Below are 26,050 nucleotides of genomic sequence, written 5' to 3' on the forward strand. Positions count from 1 at the left end.
ATGTATCCACGCAAGGCCGCGTGCGCCGGCTCATGGGCGCGCTGCTGGCGCTGGTGCTGGCGGCGCCGTTGCCGGTCATGGCGGCGTCGCTGGTGACGCAGGCGCTGGACGCCAACTGGCAGTTCCGACTCGCGCCCGGCGACAGCCATGCCGCGGCCCATCCGCGCGCCGCGCGGTGGCTTCCGGCCAGCGTGCCCGGCACGGTGCAGACCGACCTGATGGCCGCGAAGCTGTTGCCCGATCCCTACCGGCGCGACAACGAGGCGAAGATCCAGTGGGCGGGCCTGGCCGACTGGCAGTACCGCACGCAGTTCGAGGTGGACGCCGCCACGCTGGCGCGCCGGCAGGTGGACCTGGTGTTCGACGGGCTGGACACCTTCGCCGATGTCTCGCTCAACGGCCACCGGCTGCTGGCCGCCGACAACATGTTCCGCCGCTGGCGGGTGCCGGCGAAGGCATGGCTGCACGCCGGCACCAACACGCTGGAAGTCACCCTGCATTCGCCGATCGCGCGCCTGCAGCCCTGGCTGCTGAAGCAGCCGTATGCCCTGCCGGGCGAGTTCGACTCGGCCTTCGGCGACGAGCCCGAAGGCAAGCAGACGGCCAACTACGTGCGCAAGGCCGCCTACCAGTACGGCTGGGACTGGGGTCCGCGCATCGTCACCGAGGGCATCTGGAAGGGCGTGCGGCTGGAAAGCTGGGACGCGCTGCGCCTCGCCGATTTCCACATCGCGCAGCCGAAGGTCGATGCCGACGTGGCGCGGCTGCAGGCGCAGCTGCGCCTCGCCGCCGATGCGGCAGGCCAGGTGCGGGTGACGCTGCGCTGGCGCGCGCCGGACGGCGGCGCGCAGTCGCTGATGCGCGAGGTGGCGCTCAAGGCCGGCGACAACGAAGTGTCCCTGCCGTTCCAGATCGCCCATCCCGAGCGCTGGTGGCCGGTGGGCTACGGCAAGCCGAACCTGTACGACTTCCATGTCGACGTAGCGCTGCACGGCGAGGTCATGGCCAGCGCGGATCGCGAGACCGGCTTGCGCAGCGTCGAACTGCGCCGGCAGAAGGACCCGTGGGGCAAGAGCTTCGCCTTCGTGGTGAACGGCGTGCCGATCTTCGCCAAGGGCGCGAACGTGATCCCGCTGGACAGCTTCCCGAACCGCGTCACCACGGCGCGCATCGATGCGATGCTGCAGTCCGCGCGCGACGCCAACATGAACATGCTGCGCGTCTGGGGCGGCGGCTATTACCTCGAGGACGCGTTCTACGCCGAGGCCGACAAGCTCGGCCTGATGGTGTGGCAGGACTTCATGTTTGGCGGCGCGATAACGCCCTACGACCAGGCTTTCCGCGACAACGTGCGCGCCGAGGCGGTGCAGCAGGTGGACCGCCTGCGCGACCATCCGTCCATCGTGGTGTGGGTCGGCAACAACGAGGTCGAGACCGCGTGGGAGTCCTGGGACACCAGCCTGGATTTCCAGGCCAGGCAGGGCAAGGCCGAGAGTGCACGTGTGGAGCAGGGCATGCGCGAGCTGTTCGACCACACGCTGCGCGACGTGGTGGCGACGCAGTCGCCCGGGGTGCCGTACTGGCCCAGCACGCCCAGCAGCGACTACGACGGCAAGGCCAACGTGCTGGACGACGGCGACTACCACTACTGGAACGTCTGGTCGGGCAAGGCGCTGCCGCCGACCGCCTACCTCGACGTCACCCCGCGCTTCCAGTCCGAATACGGCCTGCAGTCCTTCCCGTCGCTGGCGACGCTGCACAGCGTGCTGGCTCCCGCGGATCTGGACATCGACTCGCCCGTGCTGCGCGCGCACCAGAAGTTCGACAAGGGCAGGGGCAGCCGGCGCCTGCTGATGTACGTGGAGCGCGAGTACGGCAAGCCGAAGGACTTCGCGTCATTGGTATACCTCAGCCAGGTGATGCAGGCCGAGGGCATCCAGCTCGCCGCCGAGCACCTGCGCGCCTCGCGCCCACGGAGCATGGGCTCGCTCTACTGGCAGCTCGACGACGTGTGGCCCGGCGTCACCTGGTCGAGCATCGACTACTACGGCCGCTGGAAGGCGTTGCAGTACCACGCGAAGCGTTTCTATGCGCCATTGCGCGTGGTGGCGATCCGCAAGGATGGCAAGACGCAGGTGTCGCTGGTTTCCGATCGCACCGTGCCGCTCGATGCCGAGCTGCGCGTACGCGTGCTGGACATGGACGGCAAGCCGCGGTGGGAGCGCACGCAGGACGTGCGCGTGGCGGCGCTGGCCAGCACGCCCGCCGGCAGCTATGCCGACGCGCAGTTGTTGCATGGCGCCGACCCGCGCCGCACGGCGGCGGTGTTCGAATGGCTGGAGCACGGCAAGCCGGTGTCGCGCCACCTGGTCTATTTCGACGACGCGAAAAAACTCGCGTTGCCCGACCCCGGCCTGAAGGCGGTGCTTTCCGCCGATGGCCGCAGCGTCACGGTGAGCGCACGGCAGCTCGCGCGCGAGGTGTGGGTGGACTTCGGCGACGTCGATCCCGACGCGCGCCTGTCCGACAACGCCTTCGACCTGCTGCCCGGCGAGTCGGTGACGCTGCACGTCGACAGCACCGCCGACCCGGCCGCGTTGCGTCGCGCGTTGACCGTGCGCAGCCTGCACGGCGCCACGGTGGCCACGCCGTGACGAGGCGCGCGATCGGCACTGCGCTTGTTGCGCTGCTGCTGGCGGCGGGCTCCGTTGCTGCGCAAACGCGGGGCGCCGAGGCGCGCGCGAAGGCGCTGGTGGCGAAGATGACGCTGGCGGAAAAGGTCTCGCAGCTGCAGAACGACGCGCCGGCGATCCCGCGCCTGGGCGTGCCTGCGTACGAGTGGTGGAACGAAGGCCTGCACGGCCACGCGCGCGACGGCTACGCCACCGTGTTCCCGCAGGCCATCGGGCTGGCCGCGAGCTGGGATGCGCCGCTGTTGCAGGCGGTGGGCACGGCGGTATCGGTCGAGGCGCGCGCCCGCTTCAACGCGGTCGGCGCGGGCCATGCGCATGCGCGCTACCAGGGCCTGACCATCTGGTCGCCCAACATCAACATCGACCGCGATCCGCGCTGGGGCCGCGGCCAGGAAACCTACGGCGAAGATCCGTTCCTCACCGGCCGCCTCGCCGTAGCCTTCGTGCGCGGCCTGCAGGGCGACGACCCGCGGCATCCGCGCGCGATCGCCACGCCCAAGCACTTCGTGGCGCACAGCGGGCCAGAGATCGGCCGCGACAGTTTCAATGCCGTGGTCTCGCCGCACGACCTGGAGGACACCTACCTGCCGGCCTTCCGCGCGGCGGTCACCCGGGGCGGTGCGGGCTCGGTGATGTGTTCCTACAACGCATTGAACGGGGTGCCGACCTGCGCCGACGCGACGCTGCTGGACACGTGGCTGCGCAAGGACTGGGGCTTCAAGGGCTACGTGGTGTCCGACTGCGACGCGGTGGGTGACATCTCGGCCTTCCATCACTACAAGCCTGACGACGGGCAGGCGGCGATGGCCGCGCTGCACGCCGGCACCGACCTCGACTGCGGCCACACCTACGCCAGCCTGGCCGCCGAGGTGAGCAAGGGCGCGCTGCCCGAATCCGCGCTGGACGCGTCGCTGGTGCGCCTGTTCGCGGCGCGCTACCGCCTCGGCGAGCTCGGCGGCGACGATCCGTATGCGTCTATCGGCGCGAACGAGATCGACAGCGCGGCACACCGCAAGCTGGCGCTGCGGGCCGCGCAGGAGTCGCTGGTGCTGCTGAAGAACGCGCACGGCACGCTGCCCCTGCATGGCATGCCGCGTCTTGCCGTCATCGGCCCCGACGCCGACACGCTGGAGACGCTGGAGGCGAACTACCACGGCACCGCGCGTGCGCCGGCCACCCCGCTCGAAGGCCTGCGCACGCGTTTCGGCGCCGCCAACGTGAGCTATGCGCAGGGCGCGCCGGTGGCCGCCGGCGTGCCGGTTCCCGTGCCGGAGACGGCGCTGCGCACACCGGACGGCGCCGTCGGCCTCCGTGGCGCGTACCACGCGAAAGCCGATTTCAGCGGCGTCGCGGCGCAGGTGCGCACCGACCGCCGGATCGACTTCGACTGGGACCGTGCGGCGCCCGCCGCGGGGCTCGACGCCGGCCATTACGCTGTGCGCTGGCGCGGCGAGCTGCTGCCGCCGGGGCCGGGCGACTACCTGCTGGCCGTGCACGTGGACCGCTGTTTCGACTGCAAGGCGCACGATGCGGTGCACCTGTTCGTGGACGGCAAGCCGGTGATCGCCGACGGCGGCAGCGACAAGAGCCAGCTCGAGGCGCGCCTGCATTTCGCCGACCGCAGGCCGCACGCGCTGCGCCTGGAACTGGTGCATGCGAGTCGGGACCAGGGCGTGCGCCTGCAATGGCTGGCACCGCCCGCGGCGCAACTCGCCGAGGCCGAACGCGCGATCCATGCGGCGGATGCGGTGGTCGCCTTCGTCGGCCTGTCGCCCGACGTCGAAGGCGAGGCGCTGCAGGTCGATGTGCCGGGCTTCGCCGGTGGCGACCGTACTTCGCTGGCGTTGCCGGCGACGCAGCGCGCTCTGCTGGAACGCGCGGCGGCCTCCGGCAAGCCGCTGGTCGTGGTGCTGATGTCCGGCGGTGCGGTGGCGCTGGACTGGGCGAAGCAGCACGCCGACGCGATCCTCGCCGCGTGGTATCCGGGGCAGTCCGGCGGCACCGCCATCGCGCAGGCGCTGGCCGGCGACACCAATCCCGGCGGCCGCCTGCCGGTGACGTTCTACCGCTCGGTGCACGACCTGCCGCCATTCACCAGCTACGCGATGCAGGGGCGCACCTACCGCTATTTCCACGGCACCCCGCTGTATCCGTTCGGCTACGGGCTGAGCTACACCCGTTTCGCCTATGCCGAGCCCCGCTTGTCGACGGACGCGCTGCAGGCGGGCGGCACGCTGCAGGTGGGCACGGAGCTGCGCAACATCGGCCCGCGCGCAGGCGACGAGGTGGTGCAGGTGTATCTCGACGTGCCGCCGTCGCCGCTGGCGCCGCGGCATGCGCTGGTGGGTTTCCGGCGCGTGCATCTCGCGCCGGGCGAAAGCCGGCGCGTGGCGTTCACCCTGTCGCCGCGTCAACTGGGCAGCGTGGACGCGGCAGGCGTGCGCGCTGTCGTGCCCGGCCACTACCGGGTCTTCATCGGCGGCGGCCAGCCCGGCGATGCCGCGGGCGTCACCGCCACTTTCACCATCGAAGGCCAGCAGGTGATCGCGCCATGACTGATCGCATCGGAACCACGCTCAACCGCCGCGACATGCTCAAGCTGATGGGGGCCGGCGCCGCTGCCCTGGCCTTGCCGGGTTTTGCCGCGGCCGGTGCTGCAAAAACGTTCCCCAGCCATCGTCCCCCGCCCGCCAGGCGCAAGTTCACGAGTGCAGCGGTGGAGGCGGAGATCGTGCGCGTGCAGGCCAGGATCGGCGATCCCGAGCTGGCCTGGATGTTCGGCAACTGCTACCCGAACACGCTGGATACCACGGTGCAGATGGACACGCTGCACGGCAAGCCGGATACCTTCGTCATCACCGGCGACATCGACGCGATGTGGCTGCGCGATTCCTCCGCCCAGGTGTGGCCGTACCTGCCGCTGGCGGCGAAGGACGAGAGCCTGCGCCGGCTGTATCGCGGGCTGATCCATCGCCATGTGGCGTGCATCGCCATCGATCCCTATGCGAACGCCTTCCTGCCCGATCCGCGGGGCAAGACAACGTTGAGCTGGGCGCAGCACGACCTCACCGACATGAGGCCCGGCGTGGCCGAGCGGAAGTGGGAGATCGATTCGCTGTGCTGGACGATTCGCATCGCCCACGGCTACTGGAAAGCCACCGGCGACCGCGCGCCGTTCGACGACGACTGGCGCGCCGCGATGCACCTGGTGCTGGCGACGTTCCGTGCCCAGCAGCGCAAGCACGGGCCGGGGCCGTACCGCTTCCAGCGCGCGTCGGCGGTGCCCACGGACACGGTGCCGCTGGACGGCTACGGCAACCCGGCGAAGCCGGTGGGGATGATCTTCTCGATGTTCCGGCCCTCGGACGACGCCTGCATCTACCCGCTGTTCGTGCCGGCGAATGCCTTCGCCGTGGTGTCGCTGCGCCAGCTCGCGGAGATGTCGCGCGCGCTGCACGGCGATGCCGCATTCGCCGCCGATTGCGAGGCGCTGGCCGCCGAAGTACAGGCGGCGCTCGGGAAGCATGCCGTCATGACCGAAGCCGGCGCAGACTTCTGGGCCTACGAGGTGGACGGTTACGGCAACCAGCTGTTCATGGACGACGCCAACGTGCCCAGCCTGCTGTCGCTGCCGTACCTCGGCTTCTGCGCGCGCGACGACGCGCGCTACCGGCGTACCCGCGCCCGCGCGTGGGGCGAACGCAACCCGTATTTCTTCCGCGGCAGGGCGGCGGAAGGCATCGGCGGCCCGCACGAGGGCCTGCGCATGGTCTGGCCGATGTCGCTGATGATGCGTGCGCTCACCACGGACGATGCCGGCGAGATCCGCCAGTGCCTGCACTGGCTGAAGACCACCCACGCCGGCACCGGCTTCATGCACGAGGCCTTCGATCAGGACGATCCCGCGAAATTCACGCGGCCCTGGTTCGCCTGGGCCAACAGCCTGTTCGGCGAGCTGATCGTCGACCTGGCCGACCGTCATCCCGAGATGCTGCGCTAAGCGCCACACCCCACATACCCCGAAGGAGCCACGATCATGGTGACCCGCAGACGATTCCTGCAAGGCGCAGCGGCGCTGACGCTGCTTGGCGGCATTGATCCGCGCGGCACGCTGGCCGCGCCGCGCGGGCAAGGCAGCGCGGCGGCGCTGACCGGCCTGGCGAAGAACGGCGTGTCGCGCTGGGTGGACGTGTTCGTCGGTACCGGCGGCCATGGCCACACCTATCCCGGCGCGTCGATGCCGTGGGGCATGGTGCAGCTCTCGCCCGACACCAACGACTTCGGCTGGGACGCCTGCTCGGGCTACCACCAGGCCGACGGCTCGATCATGGGCTTCTCGCACACCCACTTGAGCGGCACCGGTGCCAGCGACATGCTCGACGTGCTGGTGATGCCCGCACAGGGCGAGGTGCTGCTCGACCCGGGCGCGCGCGGCCTGCCGGAAGAGAACTACTACTCCCGGTTCGACGGCGCGGCGCACGGGCCGCACCTCACCGCGAACTCGGAGGCGCACCCGGGCAAGGGCTACCGCTCGCGCTACGACAAGGCTTCCGAGCAGGGCGTGCCCGGCTACTACCGCGTGCGCCTCACCGACCACGACATCCTCGCGGAGCTGACCGCCACGCTGCGCGCCGGCCTGCATCGCTACACCTTCGCCAGGGGCGGCAAGGCGCACCTGCTGGTCGACCTCGCGCACGGCTACCACGACGATCCCAAGGTGCCGTGCAAGGTGTCGGATGCCACGCTGAAGCTGGTGGGCAAGGACACCCTGGTCGGCGGCCGCCGCGTGCACCAGTGGGCGAACGGGCGCCACATCTACTTCGCGATGAAGCTGTCGCGGCCGTTCGCGCAGGCCACGCTGTACAGCGAGAACCAGCCGCTGCCCAGCGGCACGGGCGAGGCCAGCGGCACGCATCTCAAGGCCGCATTGCACCTGGACGATGCCGGCAAGGCGCCGCTGCTGGTCAAGGTGGGCATCTCCGGCGTGGACATCGACGGCGCACTGCGCAACCTGGAGTCGGAGCTACCCGGCTGGGATTTCGAGCACGTGCGGGAGGCCGCGGCGGAGCGCTGGGAAGCCGAGCTGTCGCGCATCCGCATCGACACGTCGTCGGAGACGGCGAAGCGCTCGTTCTACAGCTCGCTCTACCACACCATGCTCGCGCCCACGCTGTTCAGCGACGTGGATGGCCGCTATCGGGGCATGGACCTGGCCGTGCACCAGTTGCCGCAGGGCCAGCACAACTACAGCACGTACTCGCTGTGGGATACCTACCGCGCACTGCATCCGCTCTACACGCTGTACCAGCCGGACAAGGTGCCCGACCTGGTCAACGGCCTGGTGCGCATGGCCGCGGAAAGCCCGGACGGCCCGCCGGTGTGGCCGCTGCAGGGCGTGGAGACCGGCTGCATGATCGGCTACCACTCCGCGGTGGTGATCGCCGAGGCGCAGGCCAAGGGCTTCACCGGCATCGACTACGCCAAGGCGTGGCCGATCTACCGCAAGCGCGCCTTCGACGACGACTACCGCGGGCTGCCGCTGTACCGCAAGCTCGGCTACATCCCGGCCGACCAGGAATGGGAGTCGGTGAGCAAGACGCTGGAGTACTCCTACGACGACTGGGCGCTGTCGCACCTGGCCGAACGCCTGGGCGAGAAGGACGATGCGAACCGCCTGCGCGAGCGTTCGCGCAACTACCGCAACGTGTTCGACAGGAAGCTCACCTTCATGCGCCCGCGCGACAGCAGGGGCCGGTGGATCGAGCCGTTCGATCCGCGCGAGATGGGCCACTTCGACAAGTGGCGCGACTTCACCGAGTCGAACCCGTGGGTGGCCACCTTCCTCAACCAGCATGACCTCTACGGCTACATGCCGATGTTCGGCGGAGTGGCCGCGTTCGAGCGCAAGCTGGACGAGCTGTTCACCACCAGCTCCAAGCTTCCCCCCGGTGCGCCGCCGGACATCGCCGGCATGGTCGGCCAGTACGCGCACGGCAACGAGCCCAGCCACCACGTGGCCTACCTCTACGCCTATACCGGCAGCCACTGGAAGACGCAGTCGCGGGTGCGCATGCTGCTGGAGACCATGTACCCGCCGCTGCCCGACGGCATCGCCGGCAACGACGACTGCGGCCAGATGGCGGCCTGGTACGTGCTGGGCGCGCTGGGCCTGTACGCGGTCGATCCGGTGAGCACGAATTACGTGTTCGGCAGCCCGCTGCTCGATCGCGCGGAGGTGGCGCTGGGCGAAGGCCGGAAGCTCGTCGTCGAGACGCGCGGCAACGGCCCGGGCAAGGCCTTCATCCAGTCGGTGACGTGGAACGGCAAGCCGTGGACCCGGAGCTGGATCAGCCACGCGGAACTCGCCGCCGGCGGCACGCTGACGTTCGTGATGGGCGACACGCCGAACAGGAAGTTCGGCGCCGCGCCGGAGGATCGTCCGCCGTCGTTCGGCGCGATGCCCGAGAAGGGCGAGGCCTGAGCGATGCGTTTGAAGCCGCATCGCCTTGGCCTGCTGCTGGCCTGTGCCTGTGCCAGTCTCGCGACGCATGCTGCGACGCCAGCCGTCGCAGCGGCAGCTGCGGAAACCGCGCCCACCGAGGCGCAGCGCATGCAGTGGTTCGCCGATGCGAAATTCGGCATCTTCATCCACTACGGCATCTACGCGGTGGACGGCATCGACGAGTCCTGGTCGTTCTACGACGGCTACGTCAGCTACGACCACTACATGCAGCAGCTCAAGGGCTTCACCGCGGCGAACTACCACCCGCAAGCCTGGGCCGACCTGATCCGGGAGAGCGGCGCGCGCTACGCGGTGCTCACCGCCAAGCACCACGACGGCGTGGCGCTGTGGGACACTGCGCAGGGCCTCAACGTGGTTAAGGACACGCCGGCGAAGCGCGACCTGGTTGGGCCGTTCGTGCAGGCGCTGCGCAGGGACGGCCTCAAGGTGGGGCTGTACTTCTCGCTGATCGACTGGTCCTACAAGGACTATCCGGGTTTCACCAAGACCGAGTCGCGCTACGACGCCAAGGCCGATCCCGCGCGCTGGAACCGCTTCGTGCGCTACTACCAGGGCCAGCTGAAGGACCTGTCGCAGCGCTACAACCCCGACCTGTACTGGTTCGACGGCGACTGGGAACACAGCGCCGTGGAGTGGCATGCGAAGCAGGTGCGCACGATGCTGCTGGCGCGCAACCCCATGGCCATCATCAACTCGCGCCTCGCCGGCTACGGCGACTACGCCACGCCGGAACAGGGCGTGCCGATCACGCCGCCTCCCCGGAAGTACTGGGAGCTGTGCATGACCATGAACAACTCCTGGGGCTGGCAGCCGAACGACCAGCACTTCAAGAGCGCCAACCAGCTGATCCGCATCCTCGCCGACACCATCAGCATGGGCGGCAACCTGCTGCTCGACATCGGCCCGCGTGCTGACGGCACCATCCCGCAGCAGGAGGCCGACACGCTGAAGGCGATCGGCCGCTGGACGCACAAGCACGCCGAGGCGATCTACGGCACGCAGGCCGGCATACCGAAGGACTACTACGCCGGCTCCAGCACGCTGTCGAAGGACGGCAGCACGCTGTACCTGTTCGTGGATGGACGTCCAAACGGCCCGGTGCTGGTGAAGGGGCTGATGAACCGCGTGCTGCACGCGCGCGTGGTCGGCAACGGCACGACGCTGGATACGCAGGTGGTGGGCAAGCCGTACTGGAGCAAGGTGCCGGGCCTGCTCTACATCACCGTGCCGCCCGCCACGCTGGACGCCGAGGTCACCGTGCTGGCGCTCACCCTGGACGGACCGGTGCGCCTGTTCCACGACGAAGTGAAGCCGATCGAGAGCAACTGAGCCGCGGCGGATTGCGCATGGCGTTGCCGTGGTGCCATCCGGTGACGGCCTGCCCGATGGAGGTGACCGCCATATTGCAATGCCGCTTGCATCGTTCATGGGTGAGTGATAGTTTCAAATATGAATCGATCTAAACCTGGCAGGGGTTGCCCGGTCCAGGCAGCAGGGCAAGAGAAAAGAGGGTATTGCGTGGCGTTTCGCGGGCCATGGCGCGCGCTATGCCGCAATTGATTGACACGATCCAAATGTGTTCCTTGGTCGCCAGACCTGATTGACGAAAGGCCGGGAAGCAGGGGCTCTCCCGGCCACGCAACAACACAGACAACAAACATGCTTGAGGGAGGGGTTTCCATGCGTCACGCCATCGCATTGCGTCACACAGCACTCGTGAGTGCACTTTCCATCGCCTTGCTGTCGCCGTTCGTCGCACAGGCGCAGGAGGCATCGCCAGGCACTGCCCCATCCGCGCAGCCGGGCTCGCCGCAGGCGAATTCGTCCAGCACGCAGCCTGACCAGGCCAAGGCGAAGCAGCTGCAGGCTGTCACCGTCACCGGCTCGATGATCCCGCGCGTGGAGATCGAGGGTCCGACGCCCGTGGTCAGCATCAGCGGCGCGCAGATCAAGGCCCAGGGCTTCACCACCATGTGGGAGTTCCTTGATTCGCTGCCGCAGGCGGGGCCGCAGGTGCAGGATCCGGCTTCCTGGGGTGCCACTGCGGTCAATGCGCGCCCGCTAAATCTGCGTAACCTGGGCCCCGGCTTCAGCCTGCTGATGATCGATGGCCACCGCGTGGTGGACTACCCGCAGCCGCTCTACGCGCGCAGCAATTTCCAGAACTACAGCAATATCCCTACCGGCATGATCGACCATGTCGAGATCCTGGCGTCCGGCGCCTCGTCGATCTATGGCTCGGATGCGGTGGCGGGCGTGGTCAACGTGATCCTGAAGAAGAACTACCAGGGTGACGAGCTGCAGGTGACCGGTGGCGGCGCCCAGCGTGGCGGCCGCGCCTACGGCGACATCAACTTCTTCGGCGGCAAGTCCGGCGACAACTGGCACATCCTCTACAACCTGGAGAAATCCAACCGCACGGCATTGTGGGGCATGGATCGTCCGTATCAGGACTCGGTGTCTTCCGCAGGCTACGGCGCCTGGGGGCCGGCCTCACGCATGTTCGGCTACCAGTACGATGCGTCCGGCGCCATCGCGCTCTCCGCGATGAACGGCAACGGTCAGTACATCACGCCGCCGGCGGGTACTTGCGGGAAGTTCTCGAACTCGCAGTTGAGCCAGTCGCACACGGTCACCACCAACGGCACCCAGATCACCGGTACGACCGACAGGGGTTATTACTGCTCGCAGCCTGCCCTGTTCCAGAACTGGGTGTTGACGCCGGGCAGCCGCAGCACAAACGGCTACCTGGCTGGCGAATACGACTTCAGCAACGGCCTGCAGCTCTACGGCTCGGCGGCCCTTTACCACACTGTTGGCATTTCCAACACCCAGCTGTGGGGCGAGGGTACGGGCGAGTTCTACGACCAGTCTACGGGACAGGTCATCAGCAATGCCATCCGCCAGTTCACCGCGCAGGAAATCGGCACTTCGGGCAATACCCATGACCGCGAACAGAACTGGAACATCACGAGCGGCCTGCGCGGCACCATGTTCGACGGCAACTTCAACTGGGACCTGAGCCTCAACACCCAGAAGTACATCGTGCGCGAGGATTACACGGCCTTCAACCAGACGGCCACGAACAACTTCTTCCTCGGCAAGCAACTGGGTACCACCACCGACAGTAGCGGCAACACCATCCCGATCTATGCCATGAACTGGCAGCAGTGGTGGAACCCCATCACGCCGCAGCAGTACAGCCAGTTTGCGGTCAATGGCCAGGACACCGCATCGTCGTGGCTGGACCAGGCGCAGTTCCGCATCAACGGCGACCTGTTCAAGTTCCCGTGGGTGGATGAGTCGGTGGGTTGGGCGGCGGTGCTGGAAGCAGCGCACAACGGCTTCCGGCTTTCGCCCGACGCACGGGCGGCGGATTCGGCGACGTTCGTGAACCCGTTCTATTCGGACAACACCGGTGCCGGCACTCGCCAGCGCTACTCGCTTGGCACGGAGTTCCGCGTGCCGGTGCTCAATTCGCTGACCTGGACCATCTCCGGGCGCGTGGACAAATACCACGACGCCAGCAGCGCCGACATCGCGCGCACCTGGGGTACCGGCATCGAATGGCGCCCGTACGACGGCCTGTTGCTGCGCGGCAGCTACGGCACCAACTTCAAGGCGCCGGACATGCAGGCCATCTACATGACCGGTGCTACCTCGCCGGTGGGCGATTACACCGATCCCCTGCAATGTATCAACGCCATCAAGGCGGGCGTGAGCGACAGCACGTGGTGTTCCACCGTGCAGCGCCCGCAATCGCAGTACTACACCTTGTACACGAGCGGCAGCCGCTTGTTGAAGCCGCAAACCGGCCACTCCTGGACCTACGGTTTCGTGTGGCAGATCCCGGGCGTACAGGGTCTTTCGGTGTCGGCCGACTACTGGCACATGGGCGTGGACAACGCCATCCAGTACCTCGGCAAGGAAACCGTGTTGCAAGACGAGGCCGGTTGCCTTACCGGCGTTCAGGCGAACGGTTCAACCGGCTTGTCGCCGTATACGGCGCACGTGCCAGGCTCGGCGTATTGCCAGATGGTGCTCCAGATGGTTCAGCGCAATGCGGCCGGTCAGATCGTTTCGGAGGAATCCGGTCCGATCAACGAGGCATCGTTGTACGTGAGCGGCGTGGATGCCTCGCTGGACTACAAGTGGCGCAGCGACGATTACGGCGACTTCACCACCAGCATCAACTACACCGACAACCTTGAGTACAAGCAGCGCGTGCTGGCCTCCGACCCGCTGTTGAACACCCGCTACAACAACGCGGCGAGCAGGATTTCGTGGATCGGCACCTGGCACAAGGGTGATTGGAACGTGTCGATTTCCGGCGTGCGCGTCGGCAGCGTGCGAGCCAACAACTATGGCGGTTGCGATGTGCTGCCCAATGGCATCCAGCCGGGCATGGTCACGGCCACAGCGGCCAATGGCACCGTGTACAGCACCGGGGTTTGCACGGTGACACAGGACGGCAACACAGTGCCCGTTGCAGACACCATGTACAAGGGTCGCATCCCGCCGTGGATCACTTGGAACGGCGCGATCGGCTGGCAGATCAACCCGGAGACCAAGCTGACCTTCACGGTGTCCAACATCTTCGACAAGGTCGCTTCGATCCCGTATTACGCCGGTGGCTTCGAGTTCGTCCCGACGAACCAGACCGCCGACGAATACGTCGGCCGCGAGATGTTCCTCACGTTCGATTACAAGTTCAACTGATCCCTCTCAGGTTGAACTTCCCCCGCGCCCCGGCATTTGCCGGGGCGTTTTTTTGGCCGCGTGGCGGTATCCGCGCGTGACCCGTGCCCGCGCAGGCGCATATGCGCGGCAGCAGAAAGACACATGCCCGCTTGCGCGGGCATGACGTCGGAAAGAACGTAAGGAGGGCGGTATCAGCGTCGGTACAGCTGCAACAGCTCGTGGCACGCGCCCATGGTGTGGTAGTCCACCTTGCCGGCGGGACTCTTCTCGTCGCTGTACTTGCGGTTGTCAACCGTGAGGATGCGGTACCAGGCGCCATATTCGTGGTCGACGAGATGCGTCCACGAGTACGACCACAGCTTGTCGTACCACGCGGCGTAGCTGCCGTCGCCGGTGCGCGCATGCAGCAGGGCGGCAGCGACGAGCGATTCGGCCTGCACCCAGAAATACTTGTCGTCGTCGCATACGCTGCCGTCGGGCGCGAAGCCGTAGCACAGGCCGCCGTGCGCCTGATCCCAGGCGTGCTTCACCGCGGTATCGAACAGGTGACGCGCGGTGGGCACGATCCAGCGTTCCTCGCGGTTGCGCTCCAGCAGCAGCGGCTCGAGGATCATCAGCAGCTTGGCCCACTCGGTCTGGTGGCCGGGCTGGAAGCCCCACGGGCGGAACAGGTGCTTGGGATCGTCCTTGTGGTACTCCCAGTCGATGCGCCATTGCGCGTCGTAGTGTTCCCACACCAGGCCGTCGGCCAGCGCGGCCTGGCGGCGCGTCATGTGGTCGGCGAGCGTGAGTGCGCGATCGAGGTAGCGCACCTCGTCGCTGGCCTGGTAGGCGGCCAGCATCGCCTCGCACATGTGCATGTTGGCGTTCTGGCCGCGGTAGCCGCTGAAATTCCACTCCGCGTCGGCCTCGTCGCGGTACAGGCCCGCGCCGGCGTCCCAGTAGCGGCGTTCCAGCAAGTCCCAGGTTTCGTCCATCCACGCGGCGGCCTCGGCGACGCCGGCCTTGCGCGCGCTGGCGTAGGCCAGCAGCACGAAGGCGACGCCGTAGGCGTGGTTGGTGCGGTCCTCCGGCGCGCCGTCGCGGATCGTCCAGGCGTAGCCGCCGGTCTGCGCGTTGCGGTGCACCTCGCGCAGGTAGCGCAGGCCGTGGCGCACGGCGTCGCGGTACCCGGCGGCGAGCCCGGCGTCGTCGCCGAACTCGATCGCCGCCATCGCGTAGTTGAAGACGAAGCGCGTGCTGCTCACCAGGTGGCGGTGGCTGCGGTCGTAGATCGTGCCGTCGTCCTTGAAGTAGTGGAAGAAGCCGCCGGCCGGGTCGATCGCGCGCGGGTGGTAGAACGCCATGGTGTCGGCGATGTGCCGGCGCAGGAAGGCAGGCGAACGGAAGTCGGGCAGCGGCGCGAGGGGGAGGACGGTGCTCATGCGTATCGGACTCAGGCGTGGGATGCCATGAAGGCGTGGACTTCGTCGGCGGTCGGCAGCGAGGCGAACGAGCCCTGCCGCGTAACGGCCAGCGCACCGGCGGCGGCGGCATGGCGCAGGGTGGCGTGCAGGCGGGGCAGCGTGGCAACGAGGGTGTCGAGTCCGGCGGCGCCGATCTCCTGCCCGGCGAGCTGCAGCAGCAGGCCGCCGACGAACGCGTCGCCCGCCGCGGTGCTGTCCACCGCGGGAACGTGGTAGGCGGGCAGTTCGCCCTCGGCGTCGGGATGGAACCAGCGCAGTGGATTCGGGCCGTCGGTGACCACCAGCAGACGCGTGCGGCCCCGCCACAGGCGTTCGAGCGCGGAGGCTTCGCCGTCCGCCGCCAGCCAGGCGAATTCCTCGGCGCTCAGCTTCACCAGGTCGGCCAGTTCGAGCGCCGGCCAGGCTTGCGCGTGGATGTCCGCGTCGCGCGGCCACAGCGCGGGACGCAGGTTGAGATCGAAGCTGACCAGGGCGCCGGCGGCGCGGGCGCGGCGCATGCCTTCGCGGGTGGTCTCCGCAGCGGCCGGCTCGGTCATGCTGTTGGAGCAGACGTGGAACACCGCGGTGTCGGCGAATGCGTCGGCACGGAAATGCTGCGGGCGGAACAGCAGGTCGGCCGAAGGCGGACGGTAGAAGCTGAAGCTGCGTTCGCCGTGCGCGTCCAGCGCCACGAAGGCCAGCGCCGTGTTCGCCTCGCCGGTACGCACCACGTCGCGGGTGTCCACGCCGGCATGGTGCAGGCTGTCCAGCAGCAGGTCGCCGAACAGGTCGGTGCCCAGCATGCCGGCGAAACGCGCGACGCCGCCGAGCTTGGCCACCGCCACCGCCACGTTGGCGGGCGCGCCGCCGGCGAACGGCACGAAGGCGCGCGGATAGCCGTGCGGGTCGCGGCCCTCGGCATGGAAATCGATCAGTGCTTCACCGAAGCAGAGTATGGAATGCATGAACGGGATTACCTGGAGCTTGCGGCGGCGACGTCGCGGACCTTCGACCCGCGACGGCCGTAGAAGACGATGTAGGCGTAGCACAGGAGCGGCAGCACGAAGGCGTGCTGGATGCCGATGGCGTCGGCCAGCGCGCCTTGCGCCACCGGCACCAGCGCGCCGCCCACGATGGCCATGATCAGCAGGCTGGACGCCTTGTCGGTGAGCGGCCCCAGCCGCTCGATGCCGAGCGCGAAGATGGTGGGGAACATGATCGAGTTGAACAGGCCCACCGCGATGATGCTGTACATCGCCACGTCGCCGTGGGTGAGCACGCTGGTCAGCACCAGCGCACCGGCGATCACGGCGAACATGGCGAGCAGCTTGCGCGGATCGAGCCAGGCCAGCAGCGCCGAGCCGGCCAGCCGGCCGACCATCGCGCCGCCCCAGTACAGCGATACGTAGTGCGACGCCTGCTGCTCGCTGATGTGGCCGATCTCCGGCAGCGCCAGGTAGTTCACCATGAAGCTGCCGATCGACACCTCGGCGCCCACGTAGAAGAAGATCGCCAGCACGCCGAACGCCACATGCGGGTGGCGCAGCGCATCGAGCAGGGTGTGCTTCTCGCGGTCGGCCTGTTCGGTGGCTTCGGCCAGCACAGGCAGCCGGAACAGGCCCACGATCACTGCGAGCAGCACCAGCACCAGCGCCAGGCCGAGATACGGCCCCTGCACCGACTGCGCCTCGTGGCTGCGGTAGGCCAGTTGCTCGGCCGCCGGCAGCGCGGCCACTTGGGTGCTGCCCAGCACCGTGCCGGAGAGGATCAGCCAGCCGCCGAACAGCGGTGCCAGCGTGGTGCCCAGCGAGTTCAGCGCCTGCGCCAGGGTGAGCCGGCTGGAACCGGTGCGCGACGGGCCGAGCAGCGCCACGTAGGGGTTGGCCGCCACCTGCAGCACGGTGATGCCGGTGGCCAGCACGAACAGCGCGCCGAGGAACAGCGGATAGCTGCGCCACTGCGCGGCAGGCCAGAACGCCGCCGCGCCCGCGCCGGCGATGGCCAGTCCCGCCACCATGCCGCGCTTGAAGCCGAGGTGCGCCACCAGCCGGCCCGACGGCAGCGACATCAGGAAGTAGGCGCCGAAGAAGGTGAACTGCACCAGCATCGCGCGGGTGTAGTCCAGTTCGAACACCGCCTTGAGGTGGGGGATCAGGCTGTCGTTCAGCGCGGTGAGGAAGCCCCACATGAAGAACACTGTGGTAGTGATCGTCAGCGCGCCGGGATAGTCGGTGTAGCGGCCGCTGTCGTTGCCCGTGCGGGCAGCAGTGGCGGACGGCGGTGTGGCAAAGGCCATGGGGTCCCCTATTCGATGTGGGTCAGGCGCTGGGCGGAGGGCAGCTGCTGCCGCGCACCACCAGCTGCACCGGCGCGACGGTGCGCCGCGGTTGCGCCTGCGGGTCGCGCAGCCGCTGCAGCAGCAGTTCGGCGGCCTGGCGTCCGCGTGCGCGCGGCGTGGAGGCGAGCGTGGTGAGCGGCGGAGCGCTCAGCGCGGCCTCGGCGATGTCGTCGAAGCCGGTGACCGCGAAGTCGCGGCCGGGCTTGATGCCGCGCTGGTACAGGCCCAGCATCAGGCCCAGCGCCACCGCGTCGTTGTAGCAGACCGCCGCGGTGGGCGCGGGGGTATCGAAGAACAGTGCGCCGCATTGCGCCGCGGCGTCCACGCGGTTCGGCGCGCATTCGATGCGCCAGTGCGGTTCGATCGGCAGGCCGGCCGCCTGCATCGCCTCGACGTAGCCGGCATGGCGCTGCTGGCAGGAGCTGGAGCTCTGGTGGCCGCCGAAGAACGCGATGCGTTTCTGGCCCAGCGCGATCAGGTGCTCGGTGGCGAGCCGCGCGCCGCGCTGGTTGTCCAGCATCAGCCGGTCCCATGGCGCATCCGGCGAAGCCGCGCCGGCCAGCTCGCGGTTGAACAGCAGCAGCGGCGTGCGTGTGCCGATCGTCTTCAGCACCTGGCCGGCGTCGCTGCCCTCGGCGGGCGACAGGATGATGCCCGCCGGGTCGTGTTCGAGCAGCGAGCCGAGCACGGCCTGCTCGCGCGCGATGGATTCGCCGGTGCTGCCGAGCAGGGTGACGTAGCCGGCGGCGCCCAGCGCCTCGTCCACGCCGGTGGCGAACTCCGCGAAGAACGGGTTGGCGAGGTCGTTCAGCACCAGGGCGATGCTGGACGAGGTGCGCCGGCGCAGGTTGGCGGCCGCGCGGTTGTAGACATAGCCCTGGCGGCGCAGCTCCTCCTCCACGCGGGCGCGGGTGAGCTTGTTCACCAGCGGGCTGCCGCGCAGCACCAGCGATACCGTGGCGCGCGACACGTCGCAGCCTGCGGCGATGTCGGCGAGGGTAATCTTGCGATTGGCGTGAGGCGTGCTGTCCGTGGCCATGCGTGTCGTCGTGGTCGATTGGAACGATCAAAATGTACCGGAAGCGCGCCGCAGATGGTTCCGCGATGCAACATGCGCCGGTGCGCAACCCGGTGTTAGCGTCTGCAGCTTGGAACGATCCAAATTGCGATGCAAGGGGAGAGTCGATGAAACAGCACGCAACGCACGCCTGGCTGGTACCCGCGCTGGCGGCGGGCCTCGCCCTCTGGTCCAGCGGCGCCGTGGCGTCGGGCGGCCATGCGGCGGCGGTCGATCCGCGCATCGGCACGGGCGGCGACGGCCACACCTTCCCCGGCGCCACGGTGCCGTTCGGCGAGATCCAGCTGTCGCCCGACACCGCGATGCCGGACTTCAAGCATGCGTACAGGTGGGCCGCGGGCTACCAGTACGGCGATCCCACCATCATGGGCTTCTCGCACACGCATTTCTCCGGCTCGGGCCATTCGGATCTGGGCGATGTGCTGGTGATGCCGATCGCCGGCGACGTGAAGCTCGACCCGGGCGACGCGGACCGGCCGGGCAGCGGCTACCGCTCGCGCTTCAGCCGCGCCAGCGAAGTGGAGCAGGCGGGCTATTACGCGGTGACCCTGAGCGACTACGGCATCCGCGCCGAGCTGACCGCGGGGCGGCGCATCGGCTGGCACCGTTACACCTTCCCGAAGGACCGGCCGGCGCACCTGCTGCTCGACCTGCGCCCCAGCATCTACGACTACCCCGGCAAGGTGCTGTGGTCGCGCCTGCGCGTGCGCAAGGACGGCACCGTCACCGGCTGCCGCACCACGCGCGGCTGGGCACCGGGGCGCGAGCTCTGCTTCGCGATGCGCTTCTCGCAGCCGATGGTCTCGCGCACGCTGTACGACCGCGAGACGGACGTCACCTACAAGGGCTTCAAGGGCCCGGGCAACCAGCCCGAGGACCATGACGCCGAGAACGGCCGTGCGCTGGAAGGCGTGTTCGACTTCGGCCGGCTCGACAAGCCGCTGCTGGTGAAGGTGGCGATCTCGCCGGTGAGCGAGGCGAACGCCGTCGCCAACCTCGACCGGGACGGCCGGGGCTGGGACTTCGACGCCCGCCGCGCCGAGGCCACGGCGATGTGGGACAAGGCGCTGTCGGCCATCGACGTGTCCGGCACGAAAACCCAGCGCACGCAGTTCTACACCGCGCTGTACCACGCGATGCTGTCGCCCACGCTGAGCATGGACGTCAACGGCGAGTACCGCGGACCCGACCACGCGGTGCACAAGGCGGACGGCTTCGACTTCTATTCGAGCTGGTCGCTGTGGGACGTCTATCGCGCCCAGCAGCCGCTGATGGTGCTGCTGCGGCCCGACCTCAGCTCGCAGTTCGTGCGCTCGCTGGTCGCCGCGCAGCAGGCCAGCCCGTTCGGCATCCTGCCGGTGTGGGCGTACCAGGGGCTGGAGACGTGGTGCATGATCGGCTACCACGCGGTGCCGGTGATCGCCGACGCCTACATCAAGGGCGTGCGCGGCTTCGATGCGGGGCAGGCGCTGAAGGCGATGGTGGCCAGCGCCAGCTACGGTCCCTACGGCGACCTGGCCGACTACATGAAGCTCGGCTACGTACCGATCGACAAGGAGCCGGAAGCCGCTTCCAAGACGCTGGAGTACGCCTACGACGACTGGTCGCTGGCGCAGATGGCCAAGGCGATGGGCAAGGCAAGGATTGCCGGCGAGTTCGACAAGCGCGCCGCGAACTGGCGCAACGCGTGGGACCCGCAGAGCGGCTTCATGCGCGCGAAGCTGAGCAACGGCCAGTTCCGCACTCCGTTCGATCCCACCTTCGCCGGTTACGGCAGCGACTACACCGAAGGCAACGCCTGGCAGTACTCCTGGTACGTGCCGCAGGACGTGGCCGGGCTGATCGCCGCGATGGGCGGCGATGCGAGGTTCGTCGCCAAACTCGACGAACTCTTCGACGCCAGGGTCGACCCTGCGCACTTCAAGAACGTGGAGGACATCACCGGCCTGATCGGCTGGTACGCGCACGGCAACGAGCCCAGCCACCACATCGCCTATCTCTACGACTACGCCGGCGCGCCGTGGAAGACGCAGCAGCGCCTGAAACAGATCATGGACAGCCAGTACGCCGCGCGCCCCGATGGCCTGGCCGGCAACGACGACCTCGGCCAGATGTCGGCCTGGTACGTGTTCACCGCGCTGGGCTTCTATCCGGTGACGCCGGCCAGCGACGAGTACGCGATCGGCCGGCCGTTCGTGCCGAAGGCGGTGCTGCACCTGACCAACGGCCATGCCTTCACCGTGGTGGCCGAACACCTGGACGCGGCGCATCCCTACGTGGGCCGGGTCACGCTCAACGGCAAACCGCTGGAGCGCGTCTACCTGCGCCATGGCGAGATCCTCGCCGGCGGCGAGCTGCGCTTCGTGATGCAGGCCAGCCCGAACCGGCAATGGGGCACGGCGGCGGCGGCGCGGCCAGCCGCGATGAGCCCCTATCCGCGATGACCCCCATCCCGCCACTGCGCCGGGCTGGTGGCGGGAGGCAAACCTGCGCAGAATAGCCCGGTGCCCGGAACGGCCTGGTGCCGCCGAGCGGGAGCCGCCAGTGACGACTGTCCAATGAAAGTCAGGGGTCTGCTGCGCTGGCGCGTCGCCGGCCTGCTGCTCGCGATGGTCGCCATCGTGGCGCTGCCGTACCTCGTCACCCGCGTGATGGCGGACGAGACGCAGCAGGCCAACCTCTGGCTCAACCACGCCAGCACGGTCAAGGCGCTCACCTACCGCATCGCCTACCTGGTCCGCGACAGCGAGGCGGCGAGCTACCGCATCCTCGCCGGCGACGGCGATGCGCCGACCGAGCAGCGCGCCAGCGGCGCCAAGGCCCAGGTGCCGGCGTTGCTGGAGCAGCTGCGCAACCTCACCCGTGACAACCCCGACCAGCAGGCGCGCATCGGCGCGCTGGAAAGCGTCACCAGCGGCCGCATCACGCTGGTCGACCAGGCGCTGGCGCGGCTGCATGCCGGCGACGCCGCCGGTGCGCGGCAGTCGTTGCGCGACACCGGCGACCTGTTCCACATGCACGTGCTGATCGACGGCATCGCGGATACCGAGGACCGCCTGCTGGCCGAACGCACCCGCGACGTCGCGCAGCAGGTCGAGCGCAGCCAGTTCGTGCTCGGCCTCACCGCGCTGGCGCAGCTGCTGCTGCTGATCGTGGTGGTGATCTCGTCCGAGCGGCAGATCGGCAGGCGCCAGCTGGCGGAAACCCGCGAGGGCCGAGCGGTGCTGCGTTCGCAGATGATCGTGCAGGCGGTGCGCGAGCCGATCGCGCTGTTCGACGAGCAGCTGCGCAGCCTGCTGGTGAATGCCGCCTTCAGCGAGCTGTACGGACTGGATCCGAAGCATCACCGCGCGTTGCCGCTGCCGCAGATCGGTGACGGCGCCTGGAGCGACGGCGCGCTGCTGCAGCGGCTCAACGACGTGCTGCTGCGCAACCGCGAGCTGTGGGACTACGAGCTGGTGCAGCGCACCGCCGACGGCGTGGAGCGCCACGTGGTGATCAACGCGCGGCGCATCCAGCAGCAGGACAGCGACGCGCAGGCGCTGCTGCTGACGGTGAGCGATGTCACCGCGCGCGCGCTGGCCGAGCAGAAGGTCAACGAGCTGAATCACCAGCTGGAAGGCAAGGTGGCGCAGGTCTCCGACGTCAACCGCGAGCTGGAGGCGTTCAGCTATTCCGTCTCGCACGACCTGCGCGCGCCGCTGCGCCACATCGCCGGCTTCGCGCGCAAGCTGCGCCAGCACCTGGGCGAGCGGGTGGACGAGACCGGCAGCCACTACCTCGACGTGATCGGCAACTCGGCGCAGCGCATGGCGCAGCTGATCGACGACCTGCTGGTGTTCTCGCGCCTCGGCCGCGGCGCATTGCGGCTGCAGCCGGTGGACATGCAGTCGCTGGCCGAGGAGGCGCGCGCGCTGTGCGAGTCGGAGGCGCCCGGGCGGCGCATCGTGTGGTCGATCGCGCCGCTGCCGATCGTGGTGGGCGACGAGAACATGCTGCGCACGGTGTGGCAGAACCTGATCGGCAACGCGGTGAAGTACACCGGGCGGCGCGAGGTGGCGCACATCGCGGTGGACATGCAGCGCGGCCGCAACGGCGACTACGAGTTCATCGTGAGCGACGACGGCGCCGGCTTCGACATGCAGTACGCCGACAAGCTGTTCGGCGTGTTCCAGCGCCTGCACCGCGCCTCGGACTTCCCCGGCAACGGCATCGGCCTGGCCAACGTGCGGCGCATCCTCGCCCGCCACGGTGGCCGGGTATGGGCCGAGGCCGAACCGGACCGCGGCGCGCGCTTCCATTTCACCCTGCCGGCACGGGATCTGTCCGGCACATCCATCGAGAGGCCTTCATGATCAATCGCCACATCCGCAGCATCCTGCTGGTCGAGGACAGCATGGCCGACGCCGAAATGTCGCTGGACGCGCTGCGCGAGGCCAATCTCGCCAACCCGGTGGTGCACCTGCAGGACGGCGTGGAGTGCATGGACTGGCTGCAGTGCCGCGGCGACTGGGCCACGCGCGAGCCGGGCGACCCGGCGGTGGTGCTGCTTGACATCAAGATGCCGCGCATGGACGGTCTCGAGGTGCTCACGCGCATGCGCGCCGACGAGAGGCTGCGGCGCATCCCGGTGGTGATCCTGTCCTCCTCGCGCGAGGAAAGCGACCTTGCGCGCAGCTGGGACCTCGGCGTCAACGCCTACGTGATCAAGCCGGTGGACGTGGACCAGTTCTTCACCGCGGTGCGCACGTTGGGGCAATTCTGGGCGGTGCTGAACCAGGCGCCGGAGCAGGACTGAGGCGGCCCGATCGCGGCAGGAGGAGTTCGGCACATGCTTGGTTCGCACGGCAGCGACACGCGCCCGATCCGGGTGCTGCTGGTGGAGGACAACCGCAACGACGCCGAGCTGGCGCTGGCCGAGCTCGACGACGACGGGCTCGTCCACGACGCACAGGTGGTCGACGACGAGGAGGCCTACATCGTCGCGCTGCGCGAGTTCCGGCCCGACATCGTGCTGTCCGACCTCAGCCTGCCGGGCTTCTCCGGCCAGCGCGCGCTGGAGCTGCTGCGCCAGCGCGACACGGAGCTGCCCTTCATCTTCGTTTCCGCCACGCTGGGCGAGGAGGCGGCGATCGAGGCGCTGCGCAACGGCGCCACCGACTACATCCTCAAGCAGAACCCCGCCCGCCTCGCCAGCGCGGTGCGCCGCGCACTGGCCGAGGCCGCCGAGCGGCGCGCCAGCCAGCGCGCACAGGCCGAGCTGATCCGTGCCCAGCGTTTCGAGAGCCTGGCTATGCTCGCCGGTGGCCTCAGCCATGATCTGCGCAACCTGCTGCAGCCGCTGCTGCTGGCGGGCGAGAGCCTGCGCGGCCGCGCCGACGATCCGCAGGTGGCGCGCCTGGGCGAGCTGGTGCGCGACTGCGGCAAGCGCGGGCTGGAGATGGTGCAGTCCATGCTGTCCTTCGCGCGCGGCGCGCGCCGCGCCGAACAGGTGCGGCTCGGCGCGTTGATGGACGCGCTGGGCCTGCTGCTGAAGGGCAGCGTGCCGCGCACGATCCGCATGGAGATGGCGGTCGACGCGCCCGAGCTCGTGTTCGCCGGCAATCACACCGAGCTGCAGCAATGCCTGCTCAACCTCTGCCTCAACGCGATCCAGGCAATGCCGGAAGGCGGTGAGCTGCGCATCGAGACCGCGCAGCAGCGACTGGCCGCGGACTTCTTCCTTCCCGGCGAGGAGCCGCATATCTGCCGCCACCTGTGCCTCAGCGTGATCGACAACGGCCCCGGCATGAGCCACGAGGTGCTGGCGCGCCTGTTCGAGCCGTTCTTCACCACCAAGGAGAACGGCACCGGGCTGGGCCTGGTGTCCTGCCGGCGCATCGTGGCCAGCCACGGCGGCGTGATGCGAGTGGACAGCGAGCCGGGCCGCGGCACCCGTTTCGATCTCTACATTCCGCTGCAGGAGCCGTCGGCTGACGCCGCCGAGGCGAACGGCGACGACAGCGACAGCCTCGAAGGCGCCGCCGAGCGGGTGCTGGTGGTGGCTGAGGCGGCCAGCGAGTTGTCCCTGCTCAGCGACACGCTGGATGCCTGGGGCTACCAGGCCAGCGCCAGCCAGAGCGGCACCGCCGCTTTGCAGTGGATCGGCGCGCACGGCCTGCCCGACCTGGTGTTGATGGACGCCGACATGAACCTGTTCACCAGCGTGCGCACGCTGGCCGCCTTGATCGAACAGGGCTACGACGGCGCGGTGGTGATGCTGGTGCGCCCCGACGCCCCTCCGCAGCTCGACGAACTGCCGCCGCTGCCGCGCCTGCACGTGCTCGACAAGCCGGTCACCACGCGCAAGCTGCTGCGCACGTTGCGCCTGGCACTGGCGAGCACTATGGACTGACATCGCACAAGCCCTCTCCCCGCTGGGGAGAGGGTTGGGTGAGGGGCGGGTGCTCGCGATTCGCTGCACTTCCCTTTCTCACGTGCGGGAGGTGGGTTTTGCCCGAGGGTCATCACCAGCGACGGGGCGGTTTCGTCCGCCTGGCCGCAAGGGACAAGGCGGTTTCGGACGCCTGCCGGCGCCCGAGTCCCTTCTCTTTGCTGGCCCACGCCGCCGCAGGAGCGGCGGCGAACGGCGAAGCCGGCCCGAAGGGCGGAGGGCACAGGATGCCCGGAGTCAAGAGAGGTAACCCAGAGAAATGGCCTGGTTCGATCCACCGGGAATACAAGCCCGGCGTGTCGATGGCTTTGGAGCTACTCCCGCCTATGCGATAGACGTGGCGGCCACATTGCGACGTATCTGGGGACTGAGGGGGCGAAGCCTCGCGGCGCGTAGGCCGCCTTGGCTTGGCTCTCGCTTTGCTCTGGCCTTGCTGTCGCTTCGTTCTGGCGGTTGCTGTTGCATCTGCGCGCCGGGAGCGCGCTGCTTCTCCGGGGCCCCTGGGCGGCGGTGAGGCAGGGACGAACAGGCCGCGCAGCGGGCGAGGCCACGGATGGACTCGCCTTTTCGCGCGGGCAGGAGCCCGCTCGAAAAGCCCGGCGTCGCCTCACGCACTCGCAGGGCAGGAGGCCCGGAGAGCGCCGCCCCGGGGTGGCCTTCTCTTTGGGTTACTTTTCTCTTGGCCACGCAAGAGAAAAGTAACTCGGGCGCCGGCAGGCGCACGAAACCGCTTTGAAACTTTCGAGAGAAGAGCATAGAGCCTCTCTCCCCCGACCCACTATCCCACAGGTGGGCGAGGGGAGGCTCGCGCGTGGCGGCGTGTGGTGAAGGACGACCCC

14 protein-coding genes are annotated in these 26,050 nt (G+C 68.7%); 10 read left to right on the forward strand and 4 right to left on the reverse strand.

The features are described 5' to 3' along the window. The first annotated feature begins 32 nt into the window (after positions 1 to 32). The 6 genes from ACQGNW_RS07200 (at position 33) to ACQGNW_RS07225 (ending at position 13,935) form a co-directional block, all read left to right on the forward strand. Positions 33 to 2,654: a beta-mannosidase gene (locus ACQGNW_RS07200; protein ID WP_426662737.1), complete on the forward strand. Its 2,622-nt coding sequence runs from the start codon at positions 33 to 35 to the stop codon at positions 2,652 to 2,654. Beyond that, a complete protein-coding gene (locus ACQGNW_RS07205) occupies positions 2,651 to 5,248 on the forward strand; it encodes a glycoside hydrolase family 3 C-terminal domain-containing protein (RefSeq protein WP_426662453.1) in 2,598 nt (865 codons plus the stop codon). Before ACQGNW_RS07200 ends, ACQGNW_RS07205 begins: the two co-directional genes overlap by 4 nt. Further along, on the forward strand, positions 5,245 to 6,693 hold the full coding sequence (locus ACQGNW_RS07210) for a glycoside hydrolase family 125 protein (protein ID WP_426662454.1): 1,449 nt from the start codon (positions 5,245 to 5,247) through the stop codon (positions 6,691 to 6,693). The genes ACQGNW_RS07205 and ACQGNW_RS07210 overlap by 4 nt, the downstream gene beginning before the upstream one ends. A gap of 36 nt (positions 6,694 to 6,729) precedes the next feature. Then, positions 6,730 to 9,174, forward strand: a complete 2,445-nt coding sequence (locus tag ACQGNW_RS07215) for a GH92 family glycosyl hydrolase (RefSeq protein ID WP_426662455.1) — start codon at positions 6,730 to 6,732, stop codon at positions 9,172 to 9,174. Between the two features lie 3 nt (positions 9,175 to 9,177). Beyond that, positions 9,178 to 10,545, forward strand: a complete 1,368-nt coding sequence (locus tag ACQGNW_RS07220) for an alpha-L-fucosidase (protein WP_426662456.1) — start codon at positions 9,178 to 9,180, stop codon at positions 10,543 to 10,545. Positions 10,546 to 10,932: 387 nt separating this feature from the next. Then, positions 10,933 to 13,935, forward strand: a complete 3,003-nt coding sequence (locus tag ACQGNW_RS07225; RefSeq protein WP_426662457.1) for a TonB-dependent receptor plug domain-containing protein — start codon at positions 10,933 to 10,935, stop codon at positions 13,933 to 13,935. Between the two features lie 173 nt (positions 13,936 to 14,108). Here the strand turns inward: ACQGNW_RS07225 and ACQGNW_RS07230 are convergent, their stop codons facing one another. Genes ACQGNW_RS07230 through ACQGNW_RS07245 form a run of 4 tightly spaced genes read right to left on the reverse strand, consistent with a single transcriptional unit; the run spans position 14,109 to position 18,739 of the window. After that, positions 14,109 to 15,341 carry an AGE family epimerase/isomerase gene (locus ACQGNW_RS07230; protein ID WP_426662458.1) on the reverse strand — a complete coding sequence of 411 codons (1,233 nt, stop codon included), beginning with the start codon at positions 15,339 to 15,341 and terminating at the stop codon, positions 14,109 to 14,111. A gap of 11 nt (positions 15,342 to 15,352) precedes the next feature. Further along, positions 15,353 to 16,327: a carbohydrate kinase family protein gene (locus ACQGNW_RS07235; RefSeq protein ID WP_426662459.1), complete on the reverse strand. Its 975-nt coding sequence runs from the start codon at positions 16,325 to 16,327 to the stop codon at positions 15,353 to 15,355. A gap of 8 nt (positions 16,328 to 16,335) precedes the next feature. After that, positions 16,336 to 17,658: an L-fucose:H+ symporter permease gene (gene fucP / locus ACQGNW_RS07240; protein ID WP_426662460.1), complete on the reverse strand. Its 1,323-nt coding sequence runs from the start codon at positions 17,656 to 17,658 to the stop codon at positions 16,336 to 16,338. A 22-nt stretch (positions 17,659 to 17,680) separates the two neighbouring features. After that, positions 17,681 to 18,739 (reverse strand): LacI family DNA-binding transcriptional regulator, encoded by a 1,059-nt coding sequence (locus ACQGNW_RS07245; protein WP_426662461.1) that lies wholly within the window; start codon positions 18,737 to 18,739, stop codon positions 17,681 to 17,683. A gap of 146 nt (positions 18,740 to 18,885) precedes the next feature. Here ACQGNW_RS07245 and ACQGNW_RS07250 point away from each other — a divergent pair, with 146 nt between their 5' ends. The 4 genes from ACQGNW_RS07250 to ACQGNW_RS07265 all read left to right on the forward strand — a co-directional run bounded on the left by ACQGNW_RS07250 (position 18,886) and on the right by ACQGNW_RS07265 (position 25,172). Next, positions 18,886 to 21,222, forward strand: coding sequence for a GH92 family glycosyl hydrolase (locus tag ACQGNW_RS07250; RefSeq protein WP_426662462.1), 2,337 nt, complete (start codon positions 18,886 to 18,888; stop codon positions 21,220 to 21,222). 114 nt (positions 21,223 to 21,336) lie between these two features. Next, positions 21,337 to 23,133, forward strand: coding sequence for a sensor histidine kinase (locus ACQGNW_RS07255; RefSeq protein WP_426662463.1), 1,797 nt, complete (start codon positions 21,337 to 21,339; stop codon positions 23,131 to 23,133). Next, the gene (locus ACQGNW_RS07260; protein ID WP_426662464.1) at positions 23,130 to 23,576 is read left to right on the forward strand and encodes a response regulator; all 447 of its coding nucleotides are present in this window, start codon (positions 23,130 to 23,132) and stop codon (positions 23,574 to 23,576) included. Before ACQGNW_RS07255 ends, ACQGNW_RS07260 begins: the two co-directional genes overlap by 4 nt. Before the next feature lie 33 nt (positions 23,577 to 23,609). Further along, positions 23,610 to 25,172, forward strand: coding sequence for a response regulator (locus ACQGNW_RS07265; RefSeq protein ID WP_426662465.1), 1,563 nt, complete (start codon positions 23,610 to 23,612; stop codon positions 25,170 to 25,172). The last annotated feature ends 878 nt before the right edge of the window (positions 25,173 to 26,050 follow it).

The organism is Rhodanobacter aciditrophus, assembly GCF_050026795.1.
GTDB lineage: Bacteria > Pseudomonadota > Gammaproteobacteria > Xanthomonadales > Rhodanobacteraceae > Rhodanobacter_A.